This is a genomic window from Curtobacterium sp. MCLR17_034, assembly GCF_003234485.1.
In the GTDB taxonomy this organism is placed as follows: domain Bacteria; phylum Actinomycetota; class Actinomycetes; order Actinomycetales; family Microbacteriaceae; genus Curtobacterium; species Curtobacterium flaccumfaciens.
The window spans coordinates 57,413-75,552 of sequence record NZ_QKTH01000008.1 but is presented as its reverse complement, the minus strand read 5'-3'; the positions used below and the strand labels follow the sequence as shown (position 1 = coordinate 75,552).

Sequence of the window (18,140 nt, the reverse complement as noted above, 5' to 3'; positions counted from 1 at the left end):
ACCGTCATGCCCGCCCCCACCCGCCGCCGCTCGCGACGACGAGTCCCTGCAGCTGCGCCAGGGCGAGCGCGTCGGCGACGTCGGCCGTCGACATGCCTGCCCGACGGGCGATCTCGGCTTCGGGCAGAGCGCGACGACCGAGCGCGTCGAGCACCCGGAGCACCTCGGGGTCCTGCCGACCGGACAGGAGCGGTTCGTCCGGCACCGCTCCCCCGCTCGTCCCGGTCGCCGGTCTCGCCGCCGCGACCGGATCGCCGGGGTGCACGACGATCTGCGCCCGCCCCTGCGCGATGAGCCGGTGGCACCCGACCGATGCCGAGGACGCGAACGCTCCCGGGACCGCGAACACCGGCCGGCCGAGCTGCGCTGCGTGGTGGGCCGTGTTGAGCGCCCCGGACCGGGCGCCCGCTTCGACCACGACCGTGACGTCGGCCAGCGCGGCGATCAGCCGGTTCCGGGCGAGGAAACGCCACCGCGTCGGTCGCGTCCCCGGTGCCGACTCAGCGAGCAGCGCCCCCTGCCGCGCCACGTTGTGGAGCAGCTGCGCGTTGCCCACCGGGTAGAGCTGGTCGATGCCACCCGCCAGGACGGCGACCGTGGGCGTCCCGGCGGCGACGGCGACACGGTGCGCCACCGCGTCGATGCCGTAGGCACCCCCGCTCACGATGAGGAATCCCGCGTCCGCAGACGTCGAGGTGATCTCCGCCGCGGCCTCGGCACCGGCCACCGTGTTCGCCCGGGACCCCACGACGCCCAGCGCCGGCGTCCCGTCGCCGAGGCGCGCACCCGTGCTGCGCGTCCAGAGGACCACCGGGGCGTGCGGCCCGAGGTCGTCCATCGCGGGCGGCCACCCGTCGCTCTCGGGGACCAGCAGTCCGGCTCCGACCGCACCGGCCGCCGCGAGCACGTCGCCCACCTCGACAGCGGCCAATCGGGGCCGCCAGCGTTCCACCGCGGTCTGCAGCACGCCGAGCAGCACCGCTGGGTCCTCCGCACCCGGCACCTCGGCGTCGACGCAACATCCCAGCAGCGAATCGAAGTCTCCGTCCGCGGCGAGCAGCACCGCACCGAGCGCACGTTCCGGTCCGAGGCCGGTGAGGAGCTCTCCGGCGACGGAGTCCCCCGGTTCGACGATGGCCGACCAGGCGACCCGTGCCGCGGCCTGCACCGGATCCACCGCGGCACCGCTCCGTCCCAGCAGGCGCGCCACCGTGTCGAGGAGCTCCCTGCCCGCCAGCATCACAGCGCGCTCCGCAGGGCCAAGGCGCCGCGGACGTGCGCGCCCGTGGGCCGCTCCACCGCGTCGAGGTCGGCGAGCGTCCACGCCAGGCGCATGACACGGTCCCACCCGCGCATCGTCAGGGTCCCGAGGTCGAGTGCGCGGTCGAGGTCCGCCGTCGACCCGGGTTCGATACGTCCCTCGGCTCGGAGCCACGTCCCGGTGACCTCGGCATTGCGCTTCCATCCTGTGCCGTGCAGTCGCTCCGCCATGCGGGCTCGTGCTGCCGCGACCGCCGCACGCGCGACCGCCGTCGTCGGGGTGCTGCCGTCCGCGTCCCGCATCCGACCCGTCGTCACCCGGGGCACCAGCACCCGGATGTCCATCCGGTCGAGCAGCGGCCCGGACATGCGGCCGAGGTACCGGCGGACGGTGCTCGGCGAGCACTCGCACGGCTGCCCGTGCGCACCACCGGCGTTGCCGCACGGACAGGGGTTCGCCGCCAGGACGACCTGGCAGCGTGCGGGGAACTCGGCCGCTCCCGCCGCACGGTGGATCGTGATCCGCCCGGACTCGAGCGGTTGCCGGAGCGCGTCGAGCACGGACCGCGGGAACTCCGGTGCCTCGTCGAGGAACAGGATGCCCCCGGTGGCGCGCGACACGGCTCCGGGACGCAGGACCCCCGACCCGCCGCCGATGAGCGAGACCGCCGACGCGGAGTGGTGCGGGGCTTCCCACGGTGGCTTCGTGCTCCACGACGCGGGACCCAGCCCGGCGACGGACCGGACCGCGGCGACCTCGAGCGCGGTCTCGTCGTCGAGGTCGGGCAGCAACCCGGGCAGCCGTTCGGCGAGCATGGTCTTGCCGGCGCCCGGTGGCCCGAGCAGCAGTGCGTGGTGTCCCCCGGCCGCCGCGGCGATGAGTGCTCGGACGCCGACCGGGTTCCCCACGACGTCCGACAGCTCGGCCACGGGACGCGGCACGGCCGTGACCGGGACCGGCAGCACCGGGTCGACCTCGACCGTCGGTAGGAGCGCCCCGGCGTCGATCGCCGCCGCCCGCAGCGAGTCCACGCCCCGGATCCGGACCCCGCCGACCACACGGGCCTCGGTCAGGTTGCCGACGGGCAGCACGACGCGGTCCACACCGGCGTCGCGCGCGGCGATCAACATCGGGATCACGCCGGGGACCGGACGCACCCGCCCGTCGAGGCCGAGCTCGCCGATGTAGACGATGCGCTCCGAGACGTCCGGCGCGAGACCGGCACCGGCGAGCACGGCCATCGCGATGGCGAGGTCGAACCCCGAACCGCGTTTCGGGATCGCCGCCGGGGTCAGGTTCACGGTGATCCGGCGGGCGGGCAGCGGGCACCCCGCGTTCGCCGCCGCGGATCGCACACGTTCCCGTGCCTCACCCAACGAGGTGTCGGGCAGACCGATGATGCTGAACGCCGGGAGCTGACTGGTCAGGTGCGCTTCGACCTCGATCCGCCGACCGGTGACCCCGAGCAGCGCGACCGCGGCAGCGCGCCCGATGCCCGTCACAGGACACCAGCCAGGTGCTCGACGACCGTGCGGGGCCCGTCGACGTGGACCGCGACGACGTCCACCCGGACCGCGCGCGCCGAGACCTCGGGATGCGCGTCGAACCACTCGGGCACGAGTCGCCGCATCCGGGTGAGCTTCGCCGCCGTGATCGCCTCGAACGGGTGACCGGTGGCGGCACCGGAACGGGTCTTCACCTCGATGAAGGCGAGCGTGCAGGAATCCCACGCGACGATGTCGATCTCACCGCGCGCACATCGCCAGTTCCGCTCGAGCACGCGGAATCCCCGGGCTTCGAGCCAGGCCACCGCTCGCTCTTCACCGAATCGTCCGAGTCGGCCGTTCCGGAGCGACCGCCCCGGTGCTCGTTGCACGTCTTGTTCCATGTCGTTGCCTCCACGACAACGATCTCCGGAACGCACACACCGATCGGCGAACTCGGAGAGTCTGTGGAATCAGTGCGGACGAATTGCCCCTGTGGAGGAAAGAAGAAGGACCCGGGCGATCGAGATCACCCGGGTCCCGCTGCGACGAGCGTCAGTGCGCTGCTGCGTAGGCTTCCTGCACCTGCGTCGAGATGCGCCCGCGGGAGGAGACCTCGTACCCGTTCTCCTTGGCCCACTCGCGGATCTTGCCGAGTTCTTCGGAGTTGCCGCGCTTCGGGGCGGACTTCGGCGCGGACCCGCCGCCGGTGCGACGACCGGAGACCTTGCGCGCTGCGGCGATGTAGTCGGAGATCGCCTCGCGGAACTTGTCGACGTTGTCGTTCGACAGGTCGATCTCGTACGACGAGCCGTCGAACGCGAATTCGACCGTCCGGCCTTCACCGGTGGTGATGGGGGAATCGTCGAGGTCGTCGACGAGCTGGACGGTGACCTTCTGTGCCATGGGGTGCTCCTGTTCGTGGGGCGGTTATTTCCCCATCAGAATAGCGCGCACATTTCCCTGGCGGTCCGGATCAGCGGCGATTCACCGAGAAAGAAGCAGGAGAAAGGAAATTGACGATCACTCGTCGAGTGCGAGTTCCTTCGGCAGTTCGAGTTCCCGCGTCGTGAGTTCCTCGACATTCACGTCCTTGAACGTGAGTACCCGGACACCCTTGACGAACCGGTCGGAACGGTAGACGTCCCAGACCCAGACGTCGTTCATCGTCAGTTCGAAGTAGAAGTCGTGCTCCGTGTCACGGCGCACGAGTTCGACCTCGTTCGCCAGGTAGAAACGGCGCTCCGTCTCGACCACGTAACGGAACTGCGACACCACGTCGCGGTACTCGCGGTACAGGGCCAGCTCGACCTCGCGGTCGTAGTCGTCGAATTCGTCCTCATCCATTGCGCCCACAGTCTACGGCGACGGAGGCCCGTGCGGACGACGGGCTCAACCGGCGAGGGCGTCGAGTTCGTCGAACCCGTCCAGCGCGACGCTCGAGGCCTGGTGCAGCCACGACTTCCGGTGCAGCGCGTGCGCCCCGATCGCCCGGATCGCGTCGTAGTGCGCCGTCGACCCGTAGCCCTTGTTCGACACCCACCCGTAGTGCGGAGCCTCGTCGTGCGCGGAGATCATGAGCGCGTCACGAGCGACCTTGGCCACCACGGACGCCGCGGCCACCGAGGCGCAGTCGCGGTCGGCCTTGACCCGGACGACGACCTCGAGCGGGTCGGCGGCCGGACGGAGCGACGCGGGCAGCGCACGGCTCAACCAGTCGAACGAGCCGTCGAGCACCACCACCGCGCCGTCGAGGGACACCCCGTCGGCGACCAGGGAGCCGAGCGCCTGCGCACCGGCTGCACCGAGAGCGGGCACGATGCCCTGCTGGTCGACGAAGTCCGCCGAGGCCATGCCGACCGCCGTGCGCGCCCAGCGCTGCACGACGGGCACGAGGTCGGTCCGGCGCGCCTCCGACAGCAGCTTCGAGTCCGCGAGCCCCTGGGGCACACGACCGATGTCGAGCGTCACCGCGGCCACACCGACGCCGACCGGACCGGCGATGGCGCCACGGCCGACCTCGTCCATGCCGATGACCGTCACGCGGCCCTCGGCGAGCAGACGTTTCTCGAGCCGGAGCGACGGACGGACGGCGGTCACTCGTCGCGCTCCTCCACGCCGGCGAACACCTCGGGGTGGTCGTCGAGCCACGTCCAGCGGCTCGCCGGCCACGAGATGACGAACGCGCGACCCGTGACGTCGGACATCGGGACGAAGCCCTTCGACGGGGTGTCGCCGTTGTACCGGGAGTCCTTCGAGTCGTTCCGGTTGTCGCCCATCACCCAGATGGTGCCCTTCGGCACGGTGACCGAGAAGTCGGTCGCCGAGGCCGGGGCGCCGGCGGGGAGCTTCAGGTACGGCTCCTTGATCGGCACACCGTTCACCGACATCTGCCCGAGGTCGTTGCAGCAGGACACCTTGTCACCGGGCAGACCGATGACGCGCTTGATCAGGTGGTCGTCGCTGTCACCGGTGCCGAGACCGACCTGGGTCAGTGCCCAGTCGATGGCCTTCGCGGGCTGGGTGTCCGGCGTGACGCTCGGCACCTCGGACCCGGTGAGCCAACCGCCCGGGTCCTTGAAGACGACGACGTCTCCCCGCTTCAGTGCCACGGCGCCGGGGACGAGCTCGTTCACGATGACGCGGTCGTTGATCTGGAGCGTGTTCTCCATCGACGCCGACGGGATGTAGAACGACCGGATCAGGAACGTCTTCACCAGGAACGACACGAGCAGTGCCGCGATGAAGATGATGACGAGGTCGCGGAGGAATGTGAGGACACCGTTCCGTTGCTTCTCGGCACGTGGCCTGCGCCCGGAATCCTCTGTCGTGTCCGTCATTTCCGCTCTCGTTCGAACCACTGACTCCCCGCAAATGGGAAGAGCCCCCCGTCGATGCACAACCGTACATGGACGAGGGGCTCGCAGCGGCGTCCGGCTCGCGGACGTTCACTGTGAAGGCGATCAGGCGTCGCGCTTCTCCTTGATCTTGCGGCGGGCCGCCTTGCCGCGGAGCTCGCGCAGGTAGTAGAGCTTCGCACGACGGACGTCACCCTTGGTGACGATCTCGATGTGGTCGATGATCGGCGAGTGCACCGGGAACCAGCGCTCGACGCCGACCTGGAAGCTCACCTTGCGGACCTTGAAGGTCTCGCCGATGCCGTGGCCCTGACGGCCGATGACGACTCCCTGGAAGACCTGGATACGCGAGCGCGTGCCTTCGATGATGTTGACGTGCACCTTGATGGTGTCGCCGGGACGGAAGTCCGGGACGTCGGTACGCAGCGATGCTGCGTCGACGTTGTCGAGGAGCTGGCTCATGGTGGGTTTCACTCTCTGCGGACGCGCACGGGTCGCCGCGGATCGAAGGTTCGGAAAGTGGTGGTGCGTGCCCGGTGTCGGCGACTCCCCCGTGGCAGAGTCCAGCCAGGGCACAGCGTTCAATACTGCCACAGAGAGCGCTGGAGACAAAACGACGAGGATGGACCCATGATCGAACTCCGCACCCCCGCCGAGCTGGACGGACTGCGCGTCGCCGGACGGTTCGTGGCCGACGTCCTGGACGAGCTGCTCGAGACCGTCGACGTCGGCGTCAACCTGCTCGACCTCGACCGCGTCGCGGCCAGGATGATCGCCGAACGCGGCGCGGAGAGCTGCTACGTCGACTACCACCCGTCGTTCGGCATGTCGCCGTTCGGCAAGAACCTCTGCACCTCGGTGAACGACGCCGCCCTGCACGGCCTGCCGCACGACCGTACCCTGCAGGACGGCGACCTGGTGAGCCTGGACTTCGCCGCGAGCGTGGACGGCTGGGTCGCGGACTCCGCCGTCAGCGTCCAGGTCGGCACACCGCGCGACGAGGACCAGGCACTGATCGCCACGGTCGAACGGGCACTGGCCGCCGGCATCGCCCAGGCGGCTCCCGGCAACAAGCTCGGCGACGTCTCGCACGCCATCGGTCACGTGGCGCACCAGGCCGGTCACGACGTGAACCTGCAGTTCGGTGGGCACGGCGTCGGTCGCACGATGCACGGGGACCCGCACGTGCCGAACGACGGCCGTCCGGGTCGCGGCCTGAAGCTCCGGCCGGGTCTGGTCGTCGCGATCGAGCCGTGGCTCATGCAGACCACCGACGAGCTCTACCAGGACGACGACGGCTGGACGCTGCGCAGTGTCGACGGCTCGCGTGCCGCGCACGTCGAGCACACCGTGGCGGTCACCGAGGCCGGCCCCGAGGTCCTGACCCTGCGTCGCGCCCAGCGCGACCAGTAGCGAGCCTGGAGGCGCGGCACCAGCTGGCACCGCACCTCCAGTCCGTCACGCGTCGTCCCCAGCCCACGGAAGCGACAGATATCGCGACCCGCGGACCGTCAGAACAGCGAAAGCGACAGATCTCCGCGGATGTTCCGCGGAGATCTGTCGCTTTCGCGAGACGGGTGACGCTACGCGTCGGGCAGCAGGTCCGGACGGACGCGCCGCGTCCGCTCCAGCTGCTGCTCGTGCCGCCAGGCACCGACGCGGGCGTGGTGCCCGCTGAGCAGGACGTCGGGGACGTCGAGGCCGCGCCACGACGCGGGCTTGGTGTACGAGGGGTACTCGAGCAGACCGTCCTCGTGGGACTCCTCGACCAGCGACTCGGGGTTGCCGACGACGCCGGGGACGAGTCGTCCGACGGCCTCGATCATGGCCATCGCCGCGACTTCGCCACCGTTCAGCACGTAGTCGCCGAGCGAGAGCTCGACGACGGTGGCGCGCAACGACGCCCACTCGAAGACGCGGGCGTCGATGCCCTCGTACCGCCCGCAGGCGAACACGAGGTGCTCCGACGTCGACGCGAGCGACCGCGCAATCGACTGTGTGAAGGGCGTGCCGGCCGGCGTCGGGACCACCAGGGTCGACGAGCCGTCGGGGCGGAAGAGCGCCTCGAGCGCCTGCGCCCACGGCTCCGGCTTCATCACCATGCCGGCGCCACCGCCGTACGGGGTGTCGTCGACGGTGCGGTGCCGGTCGGTGGTCCACGATCGCAGGTCGTGCAAGTGCAGGTCGAGCAGCCCGCCGGAGCGGGCTTTGCCCAGCAGGGACACGTCGAGCACGGAGAAGAACTCCGGGAAGATCGTGACGATGTCGATCCGCACGGGGACTAGTCCGTGACCGTCTCGGGGCGTGAGGTGTCCTCGGGATCCTCGAACAGGCCCTGCGGCGGCGTGACCGTGACGGTGCCGGCCGCGATGTCGACCGCGGGCACGATGGCCGAGACGAACGGCACGAGGACCTCGCCGCGGGACGGCGTGTCGATCGCGAGCAGGTCCTGGGCGGGCATGTGGTCCACACGGGCGACGGTGCCGACCTCGACGCCGTCACGCAGGACCTTCAGCCCGACGAGCTGGTGGTCGTACCAGGCGTCGTCCTCGCCGGTCTCGGCGTCGGCGTCCTGCTCGACCCAGAGGATGATGCGGGCCAGGGACTCGGCCGCGGTGCGGTCGTCGATCCCGGCGAAGAACGCGACGGGGTGACCGTTGTACCAGCGGAGTTCGTCGAGCTCGAGGGTCTTGCCCGACCACGGTGAGTCGTCGGGGACCTGGAGCGTGAAGGTGGCGCCCGGGGTGAACCGACGATCCGGGTCGTCGGTGTAGAGCTCGAGCTTGATGCCGCCCTTGAGCCCGTGCGCCTTCGTGATTCGACCCACCCGGAGCTGGGTCGTCTCCCTAGGAATCGGTGTCCACCACGTCGACCCGCACGCGCTTGCCGTCGGCCAGGGCCGTGACGAGCGTGCGGAGCGCCTTGGCGGTGCGCCCGGCGCGACCGATCACGCGGCCGAGGTCCTCGGGGTGCACGCGCACCTCGAGGACCTCGCCGCGTGGGGAGGTGGAGCTGGCGACGCGCACGTCGTCAGGGTGATCGACGATCCCCTTGACGAGGTGCGTCAGCGCGGATTCGAGCAAGGACTACGCCTCGGTCGTCTCGTCGGCGGTCTCGGCGTCGTCGGCCTTGGCGGCGGGAGCCGTCTTCTCCGACTTCGGCTTGAGCACGGCCTTCTTCGAGGAGTCGACCTGGAAGGCCGGCTTCGGCTCGGCGACCTTGACCTTGGACTCGGTGTCCTTCTCGCCCTTGAACTTGGCCCAGTCGCCGGTCAGCTTGAGGAGGGCCGCGACCTGCTCGGTCGGCTGCGCGCCGACGCCGAGCCAGTAGAGCGCACGCTCGGACTCGATCTTGATGACCGAGGGCTCCTCGGTCGGGTGGTACTGACCGATCTCCTCGAGGACACGACCATCGCGCTTGGTGCGCGAGTCGGCGACGACGATGCGGTAGTAGGGCGCACGGATCTTACCGAGACGCTTCAGACGGATCTTGACAGCCACAATTGCTCCTGTTTGCTTTCGTTGTGGTTGAACTGGAACCGCGGGCGTGGGGGCACACACGGCGAAAGCTCGAGAGAGATCGCTCACAGCTGGATAGAGGGTCGAGCTGCGGCGATTCGACCGTTCATTCTTGCAGATTCCCGGCCGTGATGCGAGCCGACTCGCTACGGCGCGAGCCGCCGCACCGCTTCGAGGGCCTCGGACGTCGCCCGGACCGCGTCCACGCTCCGTGCGTCACGCGCACCGCCGACGACGGCGTACGGCACGCCGGCGGCCTGGAGGCCCGTCACGAGTCCGTCAGGCGCGTCGCCCTCGGCGTCGGTCGCGCGCTCCTGCCCGGCGCAGACCACGACGGTGTCCGCCGGGACGCCGACCTCGTCCCCGTGCTCGTCGTGGATCCAGAGCACCCCGGGTTCGATGCGCAGGTACTCCTGCACGCCGCCGACCATCCGCACCCCGGCGTCCCGCAGCCGACCGATCGCGACCCAGCGCGAGGTGATGCCGATCCCCTGGCCGAACTTGCCCGAACGCCGGAGCACCGTCACCTGGGACCCCGGTCGGGTGGTGCGCCGTGCCGCGGGGAGGCGCTGCGGCACGTCGCCGACGAGCTCCTCGGACACGTCGAGGTCCCACCGGGCCGCGAACTCGGCGGCCCGGACGACCTCGTCGGGCGACTCGGTCAGGAACGCCGCGGTGTCCACGCCGATGCCGCCGCCGCCGATGATCGCGACGGTGCCCTCGGGTACGCCGTTCCGCAGGGCCTGCTCGTAGGACAGCACGTGCGGCAGGTCGCTGCCGGGGACGTCGATGCTCCGCGGGACGACCCCGGCCGCGAGCACGACGGCGTCGCTGTCGACGAGGTCCCGAGCCGTCGCCGGGCGTCCGAGGTGGATCGTGGCGCCCCGCTCCGCGAGCTCGGCGCGGGCGGACCGCACCGTGGCGGCGTAGTCCTCCTTCCCCGGGACGAGTGCGGCGAGGCCGAACTGGCCGCCGAGGCGGTCGGAGGCCTCCCAGACGGTGACGTCGTGGCCCCGACGTGCGGCGTCCACCGCGGCGGCGAGCCCGGCCGGTCCGCCACCGACGACGTCGACGCGCTTCGGGTCGGTGGTCGGGCGAGCGGGGAACGCGACCTCGCGGGCGGCACGGGGGTTCACGAGGCAGGACACCGGTGCGCCGATGATCGAACGGTCGAGGCACGCCTGGTTGCAGCCGATGCAGGTGTTCACCAGGGCGAACCCGCCCGCGAGCGAGCGCGACACGATGGCGGGGTCGGCGAGGAACGGCCGGGCGAGGGCGACGGCGTCGATCAGGCCGTCGCTGAGCACCGCCTCGCCGTCGCGCAGGTCCGTCATCCGGTTCGAGGCGATCACGCGGACGTCCGGGTACGGGGACGCGCGCACCACCGCGGCGATCCGTGTCGCGTACGCCAGCCAGGCCCCGTGCGGCACCGAGGCCTGCACGGTCGGGGTGCGGGACTCGTGCCAGCCGATGCCCACCGAGATGCCGTCGAGTCCGAGCGGCAGCAGGTCGTGCACGAGCGCGTCGACCTCGTCCTCGGTCGACGAGCCGGGCATCAGGTCGGCGCCGGACAGCCGGATCGTCACGGCGAGCTCGGGCACCGCGGCGCGCACGGCCCGGACGACCTCGATCGTGAAGCGCCGACGCCGTTCCGCGTCACCGCCCCACTCGTCGTCGCGCAGGTTCGTCAGCGGTGACTGGAACTGGTTGATCAGGTACCCCTCGGACGCCATGATCTCGACGCCGTCGAACCCGATCGTGCGGGCGGTGCGGGCCGCGGCGGCGAATTCCTCGATGGTGCGCTCGACCTCGGCCGACGTCAGCTCGGTCGGCACCACACCGCGGGCGGCCGCCCACGGCAGGGCCGAGGGCGCCACGACGCGCTGCTGGTCGCCGTGCCGGTCGACCATGCCCGACGCGAGCGCGTACCGCCCGGCGTGGAACAGCTGCGCCAGGATGGTCCCGCCCTCGTCGTGCACGGCGTCGACCGCCACCCGGAACCGCTCGTCGGCTCCCCCGACGCCGAACACCGCGAAGTCCGGACCGCCGCGGGCCTCGTCGTTCACCGCGATGCCGCCGGTGATGATGCACGCCGCTCCGCCGGCCGCCCGTTCACGGTAGAAGGCGGCCATGCCGGCTCCACCGTCGTCGTGTACCTCGAGCCCGGTGTGCATCGACCCCATCACCACCCGGTTCGCCAGGTGCAGGGGGCCGAGGGTCCAGGGTGACGCGACCCTCCGGAGGGACTCCGGCACGACGGGGGCGGAAGCGACGCTGCTCATGCGCCTATTCTGCGGTGTCCGCGGCCGGAGCGTCGGCCGGCAGCACCGCGTCGCGGAGGGGCGACGTCGTGTCCGACCAGTACGGCGGTGCGATGACCGTCAGCCCGCCGTCGACCGAGAGCACCTGCCCGGTGATGTACCCGGCCTTGTCCGACAGCAGGAAGTCGACGGCGTCGGCCATGTCATCGGCCGTCCCAGGGCGCTGCAGCGGGAGCTTCTCGAGGACGGTGTCCATCGGCGCCTGCCCGGGGACCTTCGTGTAGAAGTACTCGAGCGAGTCGGTGTCGATGAGGCCGCCGTTCACCGCGTTGACCGTGATCTGACGCGGACCGAACTCCACCGCCATGTACTTCATGTACGCCTCGCTCATGGCCTTGGCGGCACCGAGTGCGGCGTAGGTCGGGAATGCCCGGAGTGATCCGTACGAGGTCACGACGACGATGCGGCCACCCCGGTCCATGAGTTCCGCGGCGCGCTGGGCGCCGAGCACGAACGAGCGGGCGTTCGTGGCGTAGCTGCGGTCGAGGTGGTGCAGCTTGAGGTCGGCGACGGGCTTGAACGCGCTGGCGGCGGCGTTCGCGACGAACATGTCGAGGCGTCCGTAGGTGTCGCGCACCAGGTCGAACAGGGCGTCGATCGACTCCGGCTGCTCGATGTCGACCTGCGCCGTGATGCCGTCGCCGCCGGCCGCCCTGACGTCGGCCAGTGACTCCTCGGCCAGGTCGGCGTTGCCCTTGTACGTCACCACGACGGTGACGCCGCGCTGGCCGAGCTTCTGCGCGAGCAGGCGGCCGATGCCGCGCGAAGCGCCGGTGATCAGTGCGATGGGCGAGCTGAGTGCGATGGGTGCGTTGGTGCTGTCGGTCACTGCGGTCCTTTGCGTGCGTGGGGACGGACGGGAGGCGCGGGGCGGGCCCGCCACGGGCCTCCAGTCCGGTGGTTGGTTGCGGTCTAGAACCCGGCCTTGCCGGTCACGACGGCGCGGCCGACGACCAGCTTCTGGATCTCGTTGGTGCCCTCTTCGAAGCGCTGCGCGCGTGCGTCGCGGTAGACGCGCTCGATGGCGTTGCGCTTCCAGTAGCCCTGCCCGCCGTGCACCTGCAGGGCCTTGTCGGTGACGCGCGCGAGCATGTCGACGGCGACCATCTTCGAGGCACTGGACAGGGTGCCGGCGTCGGGACGGTCTTCCTCGTAGGCGCGAGCGGCCTCGAGCACCAGGGCGCGTGCTGCGGCGATGTCGGCGTAGTTCTCGGCCAGGTAGAACTGGATCGCCTGGCGGCTGGAGAGCTGCTTGCCGAACGTCTCACGCTTGTTCGCGTACTCGACGGCGAGCTCGTTCGCCCGCTCCGCGAGCCCGACGGCGCTCATCGCGACGGACACCCGGCTCGGCAGCAGGAAGCCGCCGAGCGCGACCTCGAGACCCTGGCCCTCGGCGCCGAGCAGTGCACTCGCCGGGACGGGCACGTCGGTGAAGCGCAGGATCGCGTGGTCGGTGCCGCGGATGCCCATGGTGTCGGAGTCGTCGATCACCTCGGCACCCGGCAGCCCGTTGTTCGGCATGAGGAACGCGACCGTGCCGTCCTGGCCGCTCGTCCCCTCGAGGCGGGCGGCGATGAGCCAGTAGTCGGCCTTGACGCCGAAGGTGATGAGGTGCTTCTCGCCGTTCATCACGTAGGTGTCGCCCTCGCGCCGGACGGTCGTGCGGATGTCCGCTCCGGTGCCCGCGGTGGCCTCGGTCAGGGTGAACGCGACGAGCGTGTCACCGGCGACGGACGGCTTGACGACCTGCTCGATCTGCTCCGGCGTCGCGTAGGGGGCCATCGCGCGCCAGGTGCCGTTGATGACGTGCACGAGCATGCGGATGGAGGCGTGCGAGCGGGAGACGACCTCCATGATCTCGAGGTAGCGCGAGAACGGGATGGCCCGTCCGCCGAGCTCGGTCGGGGCAGCGAGGCTGAGCCACCCCTTGTCCTTGAGCTCCTGGAACAGCTCGGGAGCGACCCGGCCGGTGCGCTCGATCTCGTCCGCCCACTCCTCACCGGGGCCGCGGACCCACTCGGTGACCTCGGCCTTGAGCTGCTGGAAGGCGGCTTCGTCGAAGCCCGTGCTCGTCTGCTCGACGATCGTCATCGTGTCTCGTTCTCCTTCGTCGCGACGAGCGCGGCCGCCTGCTCGCGCAGGATGTTCTTCTGGACCTTGCCGACCGCGTTGCGCGGCAGCTCGGTGGTGTACTCGAGTCGCTCCGGCCAGTAGTACTTGCTCACGCCGGCCGTGTCGAGGTACTGCTGCATCCCGGCGAAGCCGAGCGGCTCGTCCGCGCGGGCGTTCACGACCCAGGCGCAGGCACGCTCGCCGAGCCGCTCGTCCGGCATCGCCACGATCGCGACGTCCGTGACCAGCGGGTGCTGGTACAGCAGGTTCTCGATCTCGACGACGGGGATCTTCTCGCCGCCGCGGTTGATCACGTCCTTCACGCGCCCGGTGATCGACAGGAAGCCCTTCTCGTCGACCTTCGCCAGGTCGCCGGTCCGGTACCAGCCGTCCGCGGTGAACACGTCGTCGGTCAGGTCTGGGCGGTCCAGGTAGCCCGCGAACATCGTCGGCGAGTGCAGCTCGAAGTTGCCCTCGGTCCCGGCGAGCAGCTCGATCCCCGCGTCGTCGACGATGCGGATCGCGATGCCCGGCAGCGCCCGGCCGTCGTGGCCGTAGGCGTCGGCGGGGTCGTCGCTCGGGCTGGACAGGGCCCCGAGACACGTCTCGCTCGTCCCGAAGGCGCCGAGGATGGCACTGCCGAGCACCGTGCTCGCCCGCTGAGCCAGTGCACGGGGCACCGCGGCGCCCGTCGGCACGAAGATCCGGAGCGACTCGGGCTGCGGAGCACCGGCCTCGACCAGGTCGACGAGGTCGGTCAGGAACGGCGTCGCGCACTGCACGAAGGACGCCCGTGCGACGCCGAACGCCTGCTCGAGTGCGACGCGGCCGTCCCACACCGGCTGGATGACCTGCGGGGCACCGAGCCGGAACGCCAGCAGCATGCCGTACAGGAACCCGGTCTGGTGGGCGAGCGGCGACGGGATGTAGATGCGGTCGGCGCTGGTCAGCCCGGACTGCGCCACGTGCATGGCGGTCGCGAGCCCGAGCGTGCGGTGCGGGTGCTGCACGCCCTTCGGCTCCCCCGTGGTGCCGGAGGTGAAGAGCAGCTGGCAGACGTCGTCCGGCCCGGGAGCGTGCGACGCGATCTCGTCGACGTCGACGTGCACGGCGGCGAGGGCGTTCTCGAAGTAGCGCCAGTGCCAGTCGCTCGCCACGACCCGTTCCAGGGCGTCGGCGGGCAGCGGCGGCTGGTTCGTCGGGGTGTCCCCCTGCCCGCGGGCCTCGGCGCGGAGCACGATGACGTGCTCGAGCGACAGGCGGCGGTCCTGCGCGGCGGCCTCGTCGATGACGTCGAGGAGTTCGAGCGCTGGACGGCGCTTCCGGAACACGTTCGGCAGGAAGACCACGCGGGCCTTCGAACGCGCCAGCGTCATCGTGGTCTCGCGGGGGCCGAACACCGGCATGATCGGGGTCGCGACGGCGCCGATCTGGATCGCACCGAGGGTGATCGACACGAACTCGCGCCAGTTCGGCAGCTGCATCGCGACGGATTCACCCGTGCGCACGCCGAGTTCGAGCAGCAGGGCGGAGACCCGGTCGGCCTCGTCCTGCAGCTCCTTCCACGTGGTGTTCGCGGGGGTCGCACCGCCGACCTCGATCACGGCCAGGCCGTCGGGGTCGGTCTGGGACAGGGCGCGGACCCGCTCGCTCAGGACGAGCGGGTCGGCGTCGACGCCGGCGAGCTCGGGCACGGCGACGGCGGGCTGCGGGGCGGTGGGCTGCGGGGCGGCGGGCTGTGCTGCGGGCTGCGGGGCGGTGGGCTGCGCGGTGGGCTGCGCGAGCGGCTGCTCTGTTGGCTCGGGCGCCGCAGACGTCTCGAGGGGCGTGCCCAGGTGCGTGCGGACCCCGTCGGCCTCTGCGGCGTCGATCCGGTCGTCCCGCGCCGCCTGGGCCGCGAGCCGGTCGCCGACGGACATGTCGAGCCCGACGGAGTTCATCGCCTCGAGGAACGTCGGGTAGGAGATCCGGTAGGCACGGGGGTAGGTCAGGCCGGACACCCCGTCGGCACCCGAGGCCGCGACCGCGAGCGACATCAGCACGCGGTGGTCGTTGAACGAGGACATCGGCGCTCCGTGCAGCCCGGCCGCGCCGACGCCGGTGACCCGCAGCTCGTCCGCACCCTGCTCGGCACGGCCGCCCATCCGGTTGAGCTGGAGCATCGCCGCCACGCGGTCGGACTCCTTCAGCCGGATGTGCGCGACGTTCCACAGTCGGCTCGTGCCCTCGGCGAAGGTCGCCATCGTGGACAGCACGGGCAGCAGATCCGGGATCGGACGGCAGTCGACGTCGAGCGGCCGGAGCGGGGACCCGTCGTGCTCGATCCTGACGAAGCCGGTCTCCTCGTCGATCCGCATCGGGACACCCATCGCGGTCGCGAGGTCCAGGAACTCGCTCTCCGGGTGGTCGGTCTCGGCCGTCGTCGTGGCCGTCATGCCCCGCAGCAGCACGTTCGACTCGCGGGTGCCGGCCGCCGCGATGCCGAACGCTGCGGAGCCGATGTCGGGCGGGATGACGTAGTCGTGCGGGGTGGCCTGCTGGCCCGCCGGGATCCGGTACTCGAGCCAGTCGTCGGAGACCTCCACCGTCAGGCCGAACTGCCGCATCATCCGCACGGTGAGCTCGACGTAGGGCTGCTCGTTGAGCCGCCCGCCGGTGATGTGGATCCGGGTCTCGTGCTCGGCGAACGGCGCCACGAGCAGCAGCCCGGACACCCACTGCGACAGGGTGCCGGCGATCGTCACGTCACCGCCGCGCGGACGCTTCGGCTGCACGATGACGGGCGGGCAGTCGTTCGTCGCCTCGAGCTCCACCCCCATCTGCATCAGCGAGGTGAGCAGCGCCTTGATCGGCCGGCGCTGGAAGTACTTCATGCCCGACAGGGTCATCGGGCGGTCGGCCAGCGAGGCGAGCCCGGTCATGAAGTAGAGCGTGGTGCCCGAGGACCCCATGTTGAGCAGTCCGTCGGCACCGCGCGAGCCGTGGTCCACGACGTCGGTCGCCTGGTACCGGCCGCCCAGCCCGGTCACGTGGTACGCGTTCCCGCGACGCTTGACGTCGACGCCGAGGGCGCGGAGCGTGCCCACGGTCCACTCCACCTGTCGCGTCGCGCTCACCCCGGAGACGACACTCGTCCCCTTCGCGAGCGACGCGAGCACCAGCGCGCGGTGCGCGTGGTACTTCGAGACCGGGATGTCGAGTTCTCCGACGAGCGGGGCGTTCGTCCCGCGCACCACCAACTGCATGCGTACCTCTTCCCTGTAGGAACATTTCAACGGTACGCCCACAGTGGAACTAGTTGCAGGACGATCCGCACGATCGGGACAACGCTTCGTTGTGCGTGTCCGACAAGGACCCGGGCAGGATGGACGGCATGGACATCCGCTTCACCGAGTCCCGCCCGTCGACCATCGGCGTCGAGTGGGAACTCCCCCTGGTCGACCGGTCGACCGGCGACCTCGCTCCCCGCGCCCCCGCCGTCATCGCCGCCGTGCACGAGCGGCTCGGCGACCACGACCGCGTCACCGAGGAGCTGCTGACCAACACGGTCGAGGTCGTCTCGAGCGTCCACGACCGCGTGGGGGCTGCGACCAGTGAGCTGTCCGGCATCATCGGCGAGGTCATCGACGCCGCCGAACCGCTCGACGCCCAGGTGATGTGCTCGGGCACGCACCCGTTCGCGGTGTGGGACCAGCAGGAGATCACCCCGGACAGCGAGCACTACACGACCCTGATCGACCGCACCCGCTGGTGGGGACGCCAGATGCTCATCTGGGGCGTGCACGTGCACGTCGGCATCGACGACCGCGACAAGGCCGTCCCGATCATGAACGCGATGCTCGCCTACGTCCCGCACCTGCAGGCGTTCACCGCGTCGAGCCCGTTCTGGGGCGGCACCGACACCGGGTACGCCTCGAACCGCGCCCTCATGTTCCAGCAGCTCCCGACCGGCGGGCTCCCGCCGCAGCTCGGCGCCTGGGCGAACTTCGAAGAGGTCGTCGGCGACCTCACGCACACCGGCGTCATCGACGGCGTGAAGGACCTGCGCTGGGACATCCGCCCCTCGCCGGGCTGGGGCACCCTCGAGAACCGGGTGTCCGACGGCATCTCGACCCTGCACGAGGTCGGCGCCGTCACCGCGCTCGTCCAGTGCCTGGTCACCGCCTGCTCGGACCGGCTCGACGCCGGTGAGACCCTGCCCACCATGCAGCCGTGGTTCATCCGCGAGAACAAGTGGCGCGCGGCCCGCTACGGCATGGAGGCCGAGATCATCACGAACGTCGCCGGCGACGAACGGCTCGTGACCGACGAGGTGCACGACCTGGTGCAGCGGCTCGACCCGATCGCCGAACGGCTCGGCTGCCAGGACGAACTGCACCACCTCGACACGATGATCGAGCGCGGTGCCTCGTACCAGCGGCAGCTGCAGGTCGCGCAGGAGAACGGCGGCGACCTGCGCGAGGTCGTCCGCCACCTGGTGACGGAGTTCCGCGAAGCGCTCTAGCCGCGACCGAACCGAATCGGGCGTACCTGGTCGAATCGGGCGTACCTGGTCGTTCCTTTCGACCAGGGACGCCCGATTCCAC

General features: G+C 70.9%; 18 protein-coding genes. 2 read left to right on the top strand and 16 right to left on the bottom strand.

Features of this window, described 5'->3' with window-relative positions; genetic code table 11:
- Window positions 1-4: 4 nt before the first annotated feature.
- The 8 genes from dprA to rplS form a co-directional block, all read right to left on the bottom strand.
- On the bottom strand, window positions 5-1,240 hold the full coding sequence (gene dprA / locus DEI98_RS10160) for a DNA-processing protein DprA (RefSeq protein ID WP_110863980.1): 1,236 nt from the start codon (window positions 1,238-1,240) through the stop codon (window positions 5-7).
- Window positions 1,240-2,763, bottom strand: coding sequence for a YifB family Mg chelatase-like AAA ATPase (locus DEI98_RS10155; protein ID WP_111100669.1), 1,524 nt, complete (start codon window positions 2,761-2,763; stop codon window positions 1,240-1,242). Before DEI98_RS10155 ends, dprA begins: the two co-directional genes overlap by 1 nt.
- The gene (locus DEI98_RS10150) at window positions 2,760-3,137 is read right to left on the bottom strand and encodes a YraN family protein (RefSeq protein ID WP_244993148.1); all 378 of its coding nucleotides are present in this window, start codon (window positions 3,135-3,137) and stop codon (window positions 2,760-2,762) included. The genes DEI98_RS10155 and DEI98_RS10150 overlap by 4 nt, the downstream gene beginning before the upstream one ends.
- A gap of 163 nt (window positions 3,138-3,300) precedes the next feature.
- Window positions 3,301-3,651 carry an Lsr2 family protein gene (locus tag DEI98_RS10145; protein ID WP_017888250.1) on the bottom strand — a complete coding sequence of 117 codons (351 nt, stop codon included), beginning with the start codon at window positions 3,649-3,651 and terminating at the stop codon, window positions 3,301-3,303.
- A gap of 117 nt (window positions 3,652-3,768) precedes the next feature.
- Entirely contained in the window at window positions 3,769-4,092 is a 324-nt protein-coding gene (locus DEI98_RS10140; RefSeq protein WP_017888251.1) for a DUF2469 family protein, read from the bottom strand.
- 45 nt (window positions 4,093-4,137) lie between these two features.
- A complete protein-coding gene (locus DEI98_RS10135; protein WP_110863977.1) occupies window positions 4,138-4,845 on the bottom strand; it encodes a ribonuclease HII in 708 nt (235 codons plus the stop codon).
- A complete protein-coding gene (gene lepB / locus DEI98_RS10130) occupies window positions 4,842-5,585 on the bottom strand; it encodes a signal peptidase I (RefSeq protein WP_027465880.1) in 744 nt (247 codons plus the stop codon). The genes DEI98_RS10135 and lepB overlap by 4 nt, the downstream gene beginning before the upstream one ends.
- Before the next feature lie 123 nt (window positions 5,586-5,708).
- On the bottom strand, window positions 5,709-6,065 hold the full coding sequence (gene rplS, locus DEI98_RS10125; protein WP_017888254.1) for a 50S ribosomal protein L19: 357 nt from the start codon (window positions 6,063-6,065) through the stop codon (window positions 5,709-5,711).
- Window positions 6,066-6,233: 168 nt separating this feature from the next.
- Between rplS and map the strand changes: the two genes are divergently transcribed.
- Window positions 6,234-7,016, top strand: a complete 783-nt coding sequence (map, locus tag DEI98_RS10120) for a type I methionyl aminopeptidase (RefSeq protein ID WP_110863976.1) — start codon at window positions 6,234-6,236, stop codon at window positions 7,014-7,016.
- A 170-nt stretch (window positions 7,017-7,186) separates the two neighbouring features.
- On the opposite strand, the gene trmD is transcribed toward map, so the two are convergent.
- The 8 genes from trmD to aroA form a co-directional block, all read right to left on the bottom strand.
- A complete protein-coding gene (gene trmD / locus DEI98_RS10115; protein ID WP_111100668.1) occupies window positions 7,187-7,879 on the bottom strand; it encodes a tRNA (guanosine(37)-N1)-methyltransferase TrmD in 693 nt (230 codons plus the stop codon).
- Window positions 7,880-7,884: 5 nt separating this feature from the next.
- Window positions 7,885-8,430: a ribosome maturation factor RimM gene (gene rimM, locus DEI98_RS10110; protein WP_171907871.1), complete on the bottom strand. Its 546-nt coding sequence runs from the start codon at window positions 8,428-8,430 to the stop codon at window positions 7,885-7,887.
- 19 nt (window positions 8,431-8,449) lie between these two features.
- Window positions 8,450-8,686: an RNA-binding protein gene (locus DEI98_RS10105; RefSeq protein WP_017888258.1), complete on the bottom strand. Its 237-nt coding sequence runs from the start codon at window positions 8,684-8,686 to the stop codon at window positions 8,450-8,452.
- Between the two features lie 3 nt (window positions 8,687-8,689).
- Window positions 8,690-9,103 (bottom strand): 30S ribosomal protein S16, encoded by a 414-nt coding sequence (rpsP, locus tag DEI98_RS10100; protein WP_027465884.1) that lies wholly within the window; start codon window positions 9,101-9,103, stop codon window positions 8,690-8,692.
- A 164-nt stretch (window positions 9,104-9,267) separates the two neighbouring features.
- Window positions 9,268-11,403, bottom strand: coding sequence for an FAD-dependent oxidoreductase (locus DEI98_RS10095; RefSeq protein ID WP_111100667.1), 2,136 nt, complete (start codon window positions 11,401-11,403; stop codon window positions 9,268-9,270).
- 4 nt (window positions 11,404-11,407) lie between these two features.
- Complete coding sequence (locus DEI98_RS10090) at window positions 11,408-12,271, bottom strand: SDR family oxidoreductase (RefSeq protein WP_111029153.1); 864 nt, start codon at window positions 12,269-12,271, stop codon at window positions 11,408-11,410.
- A gap of 83 nt (window positions 12,272-12,354) precedes the next feature.
- A complete protein-coding gene (locus DEI98_RS10085; RefSeq protein ID WP_111094575.1) occupies window positions 12,355-13,533 on the bottom strand; it encodes an acyl-CoA dehydrogenase family protein in 1,179 nt (392 codons plus the stop codon).
- The gene (gene aroA / locus DEI98_RS10080) at window positions 13,530-16,799 is read right to left on the bottom strand and encodes a 3-phosphoshikimate 1-carboxyvinyltransferase (protein ID WP_111100666.1); all 3,270 of its coding nucleotides are present in this window, start codon (window positions 16,797-16,799) and stop codon (window positions 13,530-13,532) included. The genes DEI98_RS10085 and aroA overlap by 4 nt, the downstream gene beginning before the upstream one ends.
- A 119-nt stretch (window positions 16,800-16,918) precedes the next feature.
- On the opposite strand from aroA, the gene DEI98_RS10075 reads away from it, so the two are divergent.
- Window positions 16,919-18,058, top strand: coding sequence for a glutamate--cysteine ligase (locus DEI98_RS10075; RefSeq protein ID WP_181433023.1), 1,140 nt, complete (start codon window positions 16,919-16,921; stop codon window positions 18,056-18,058).
- Window positions 18,059-18,140: the final 82 nt, after the last annotated feature.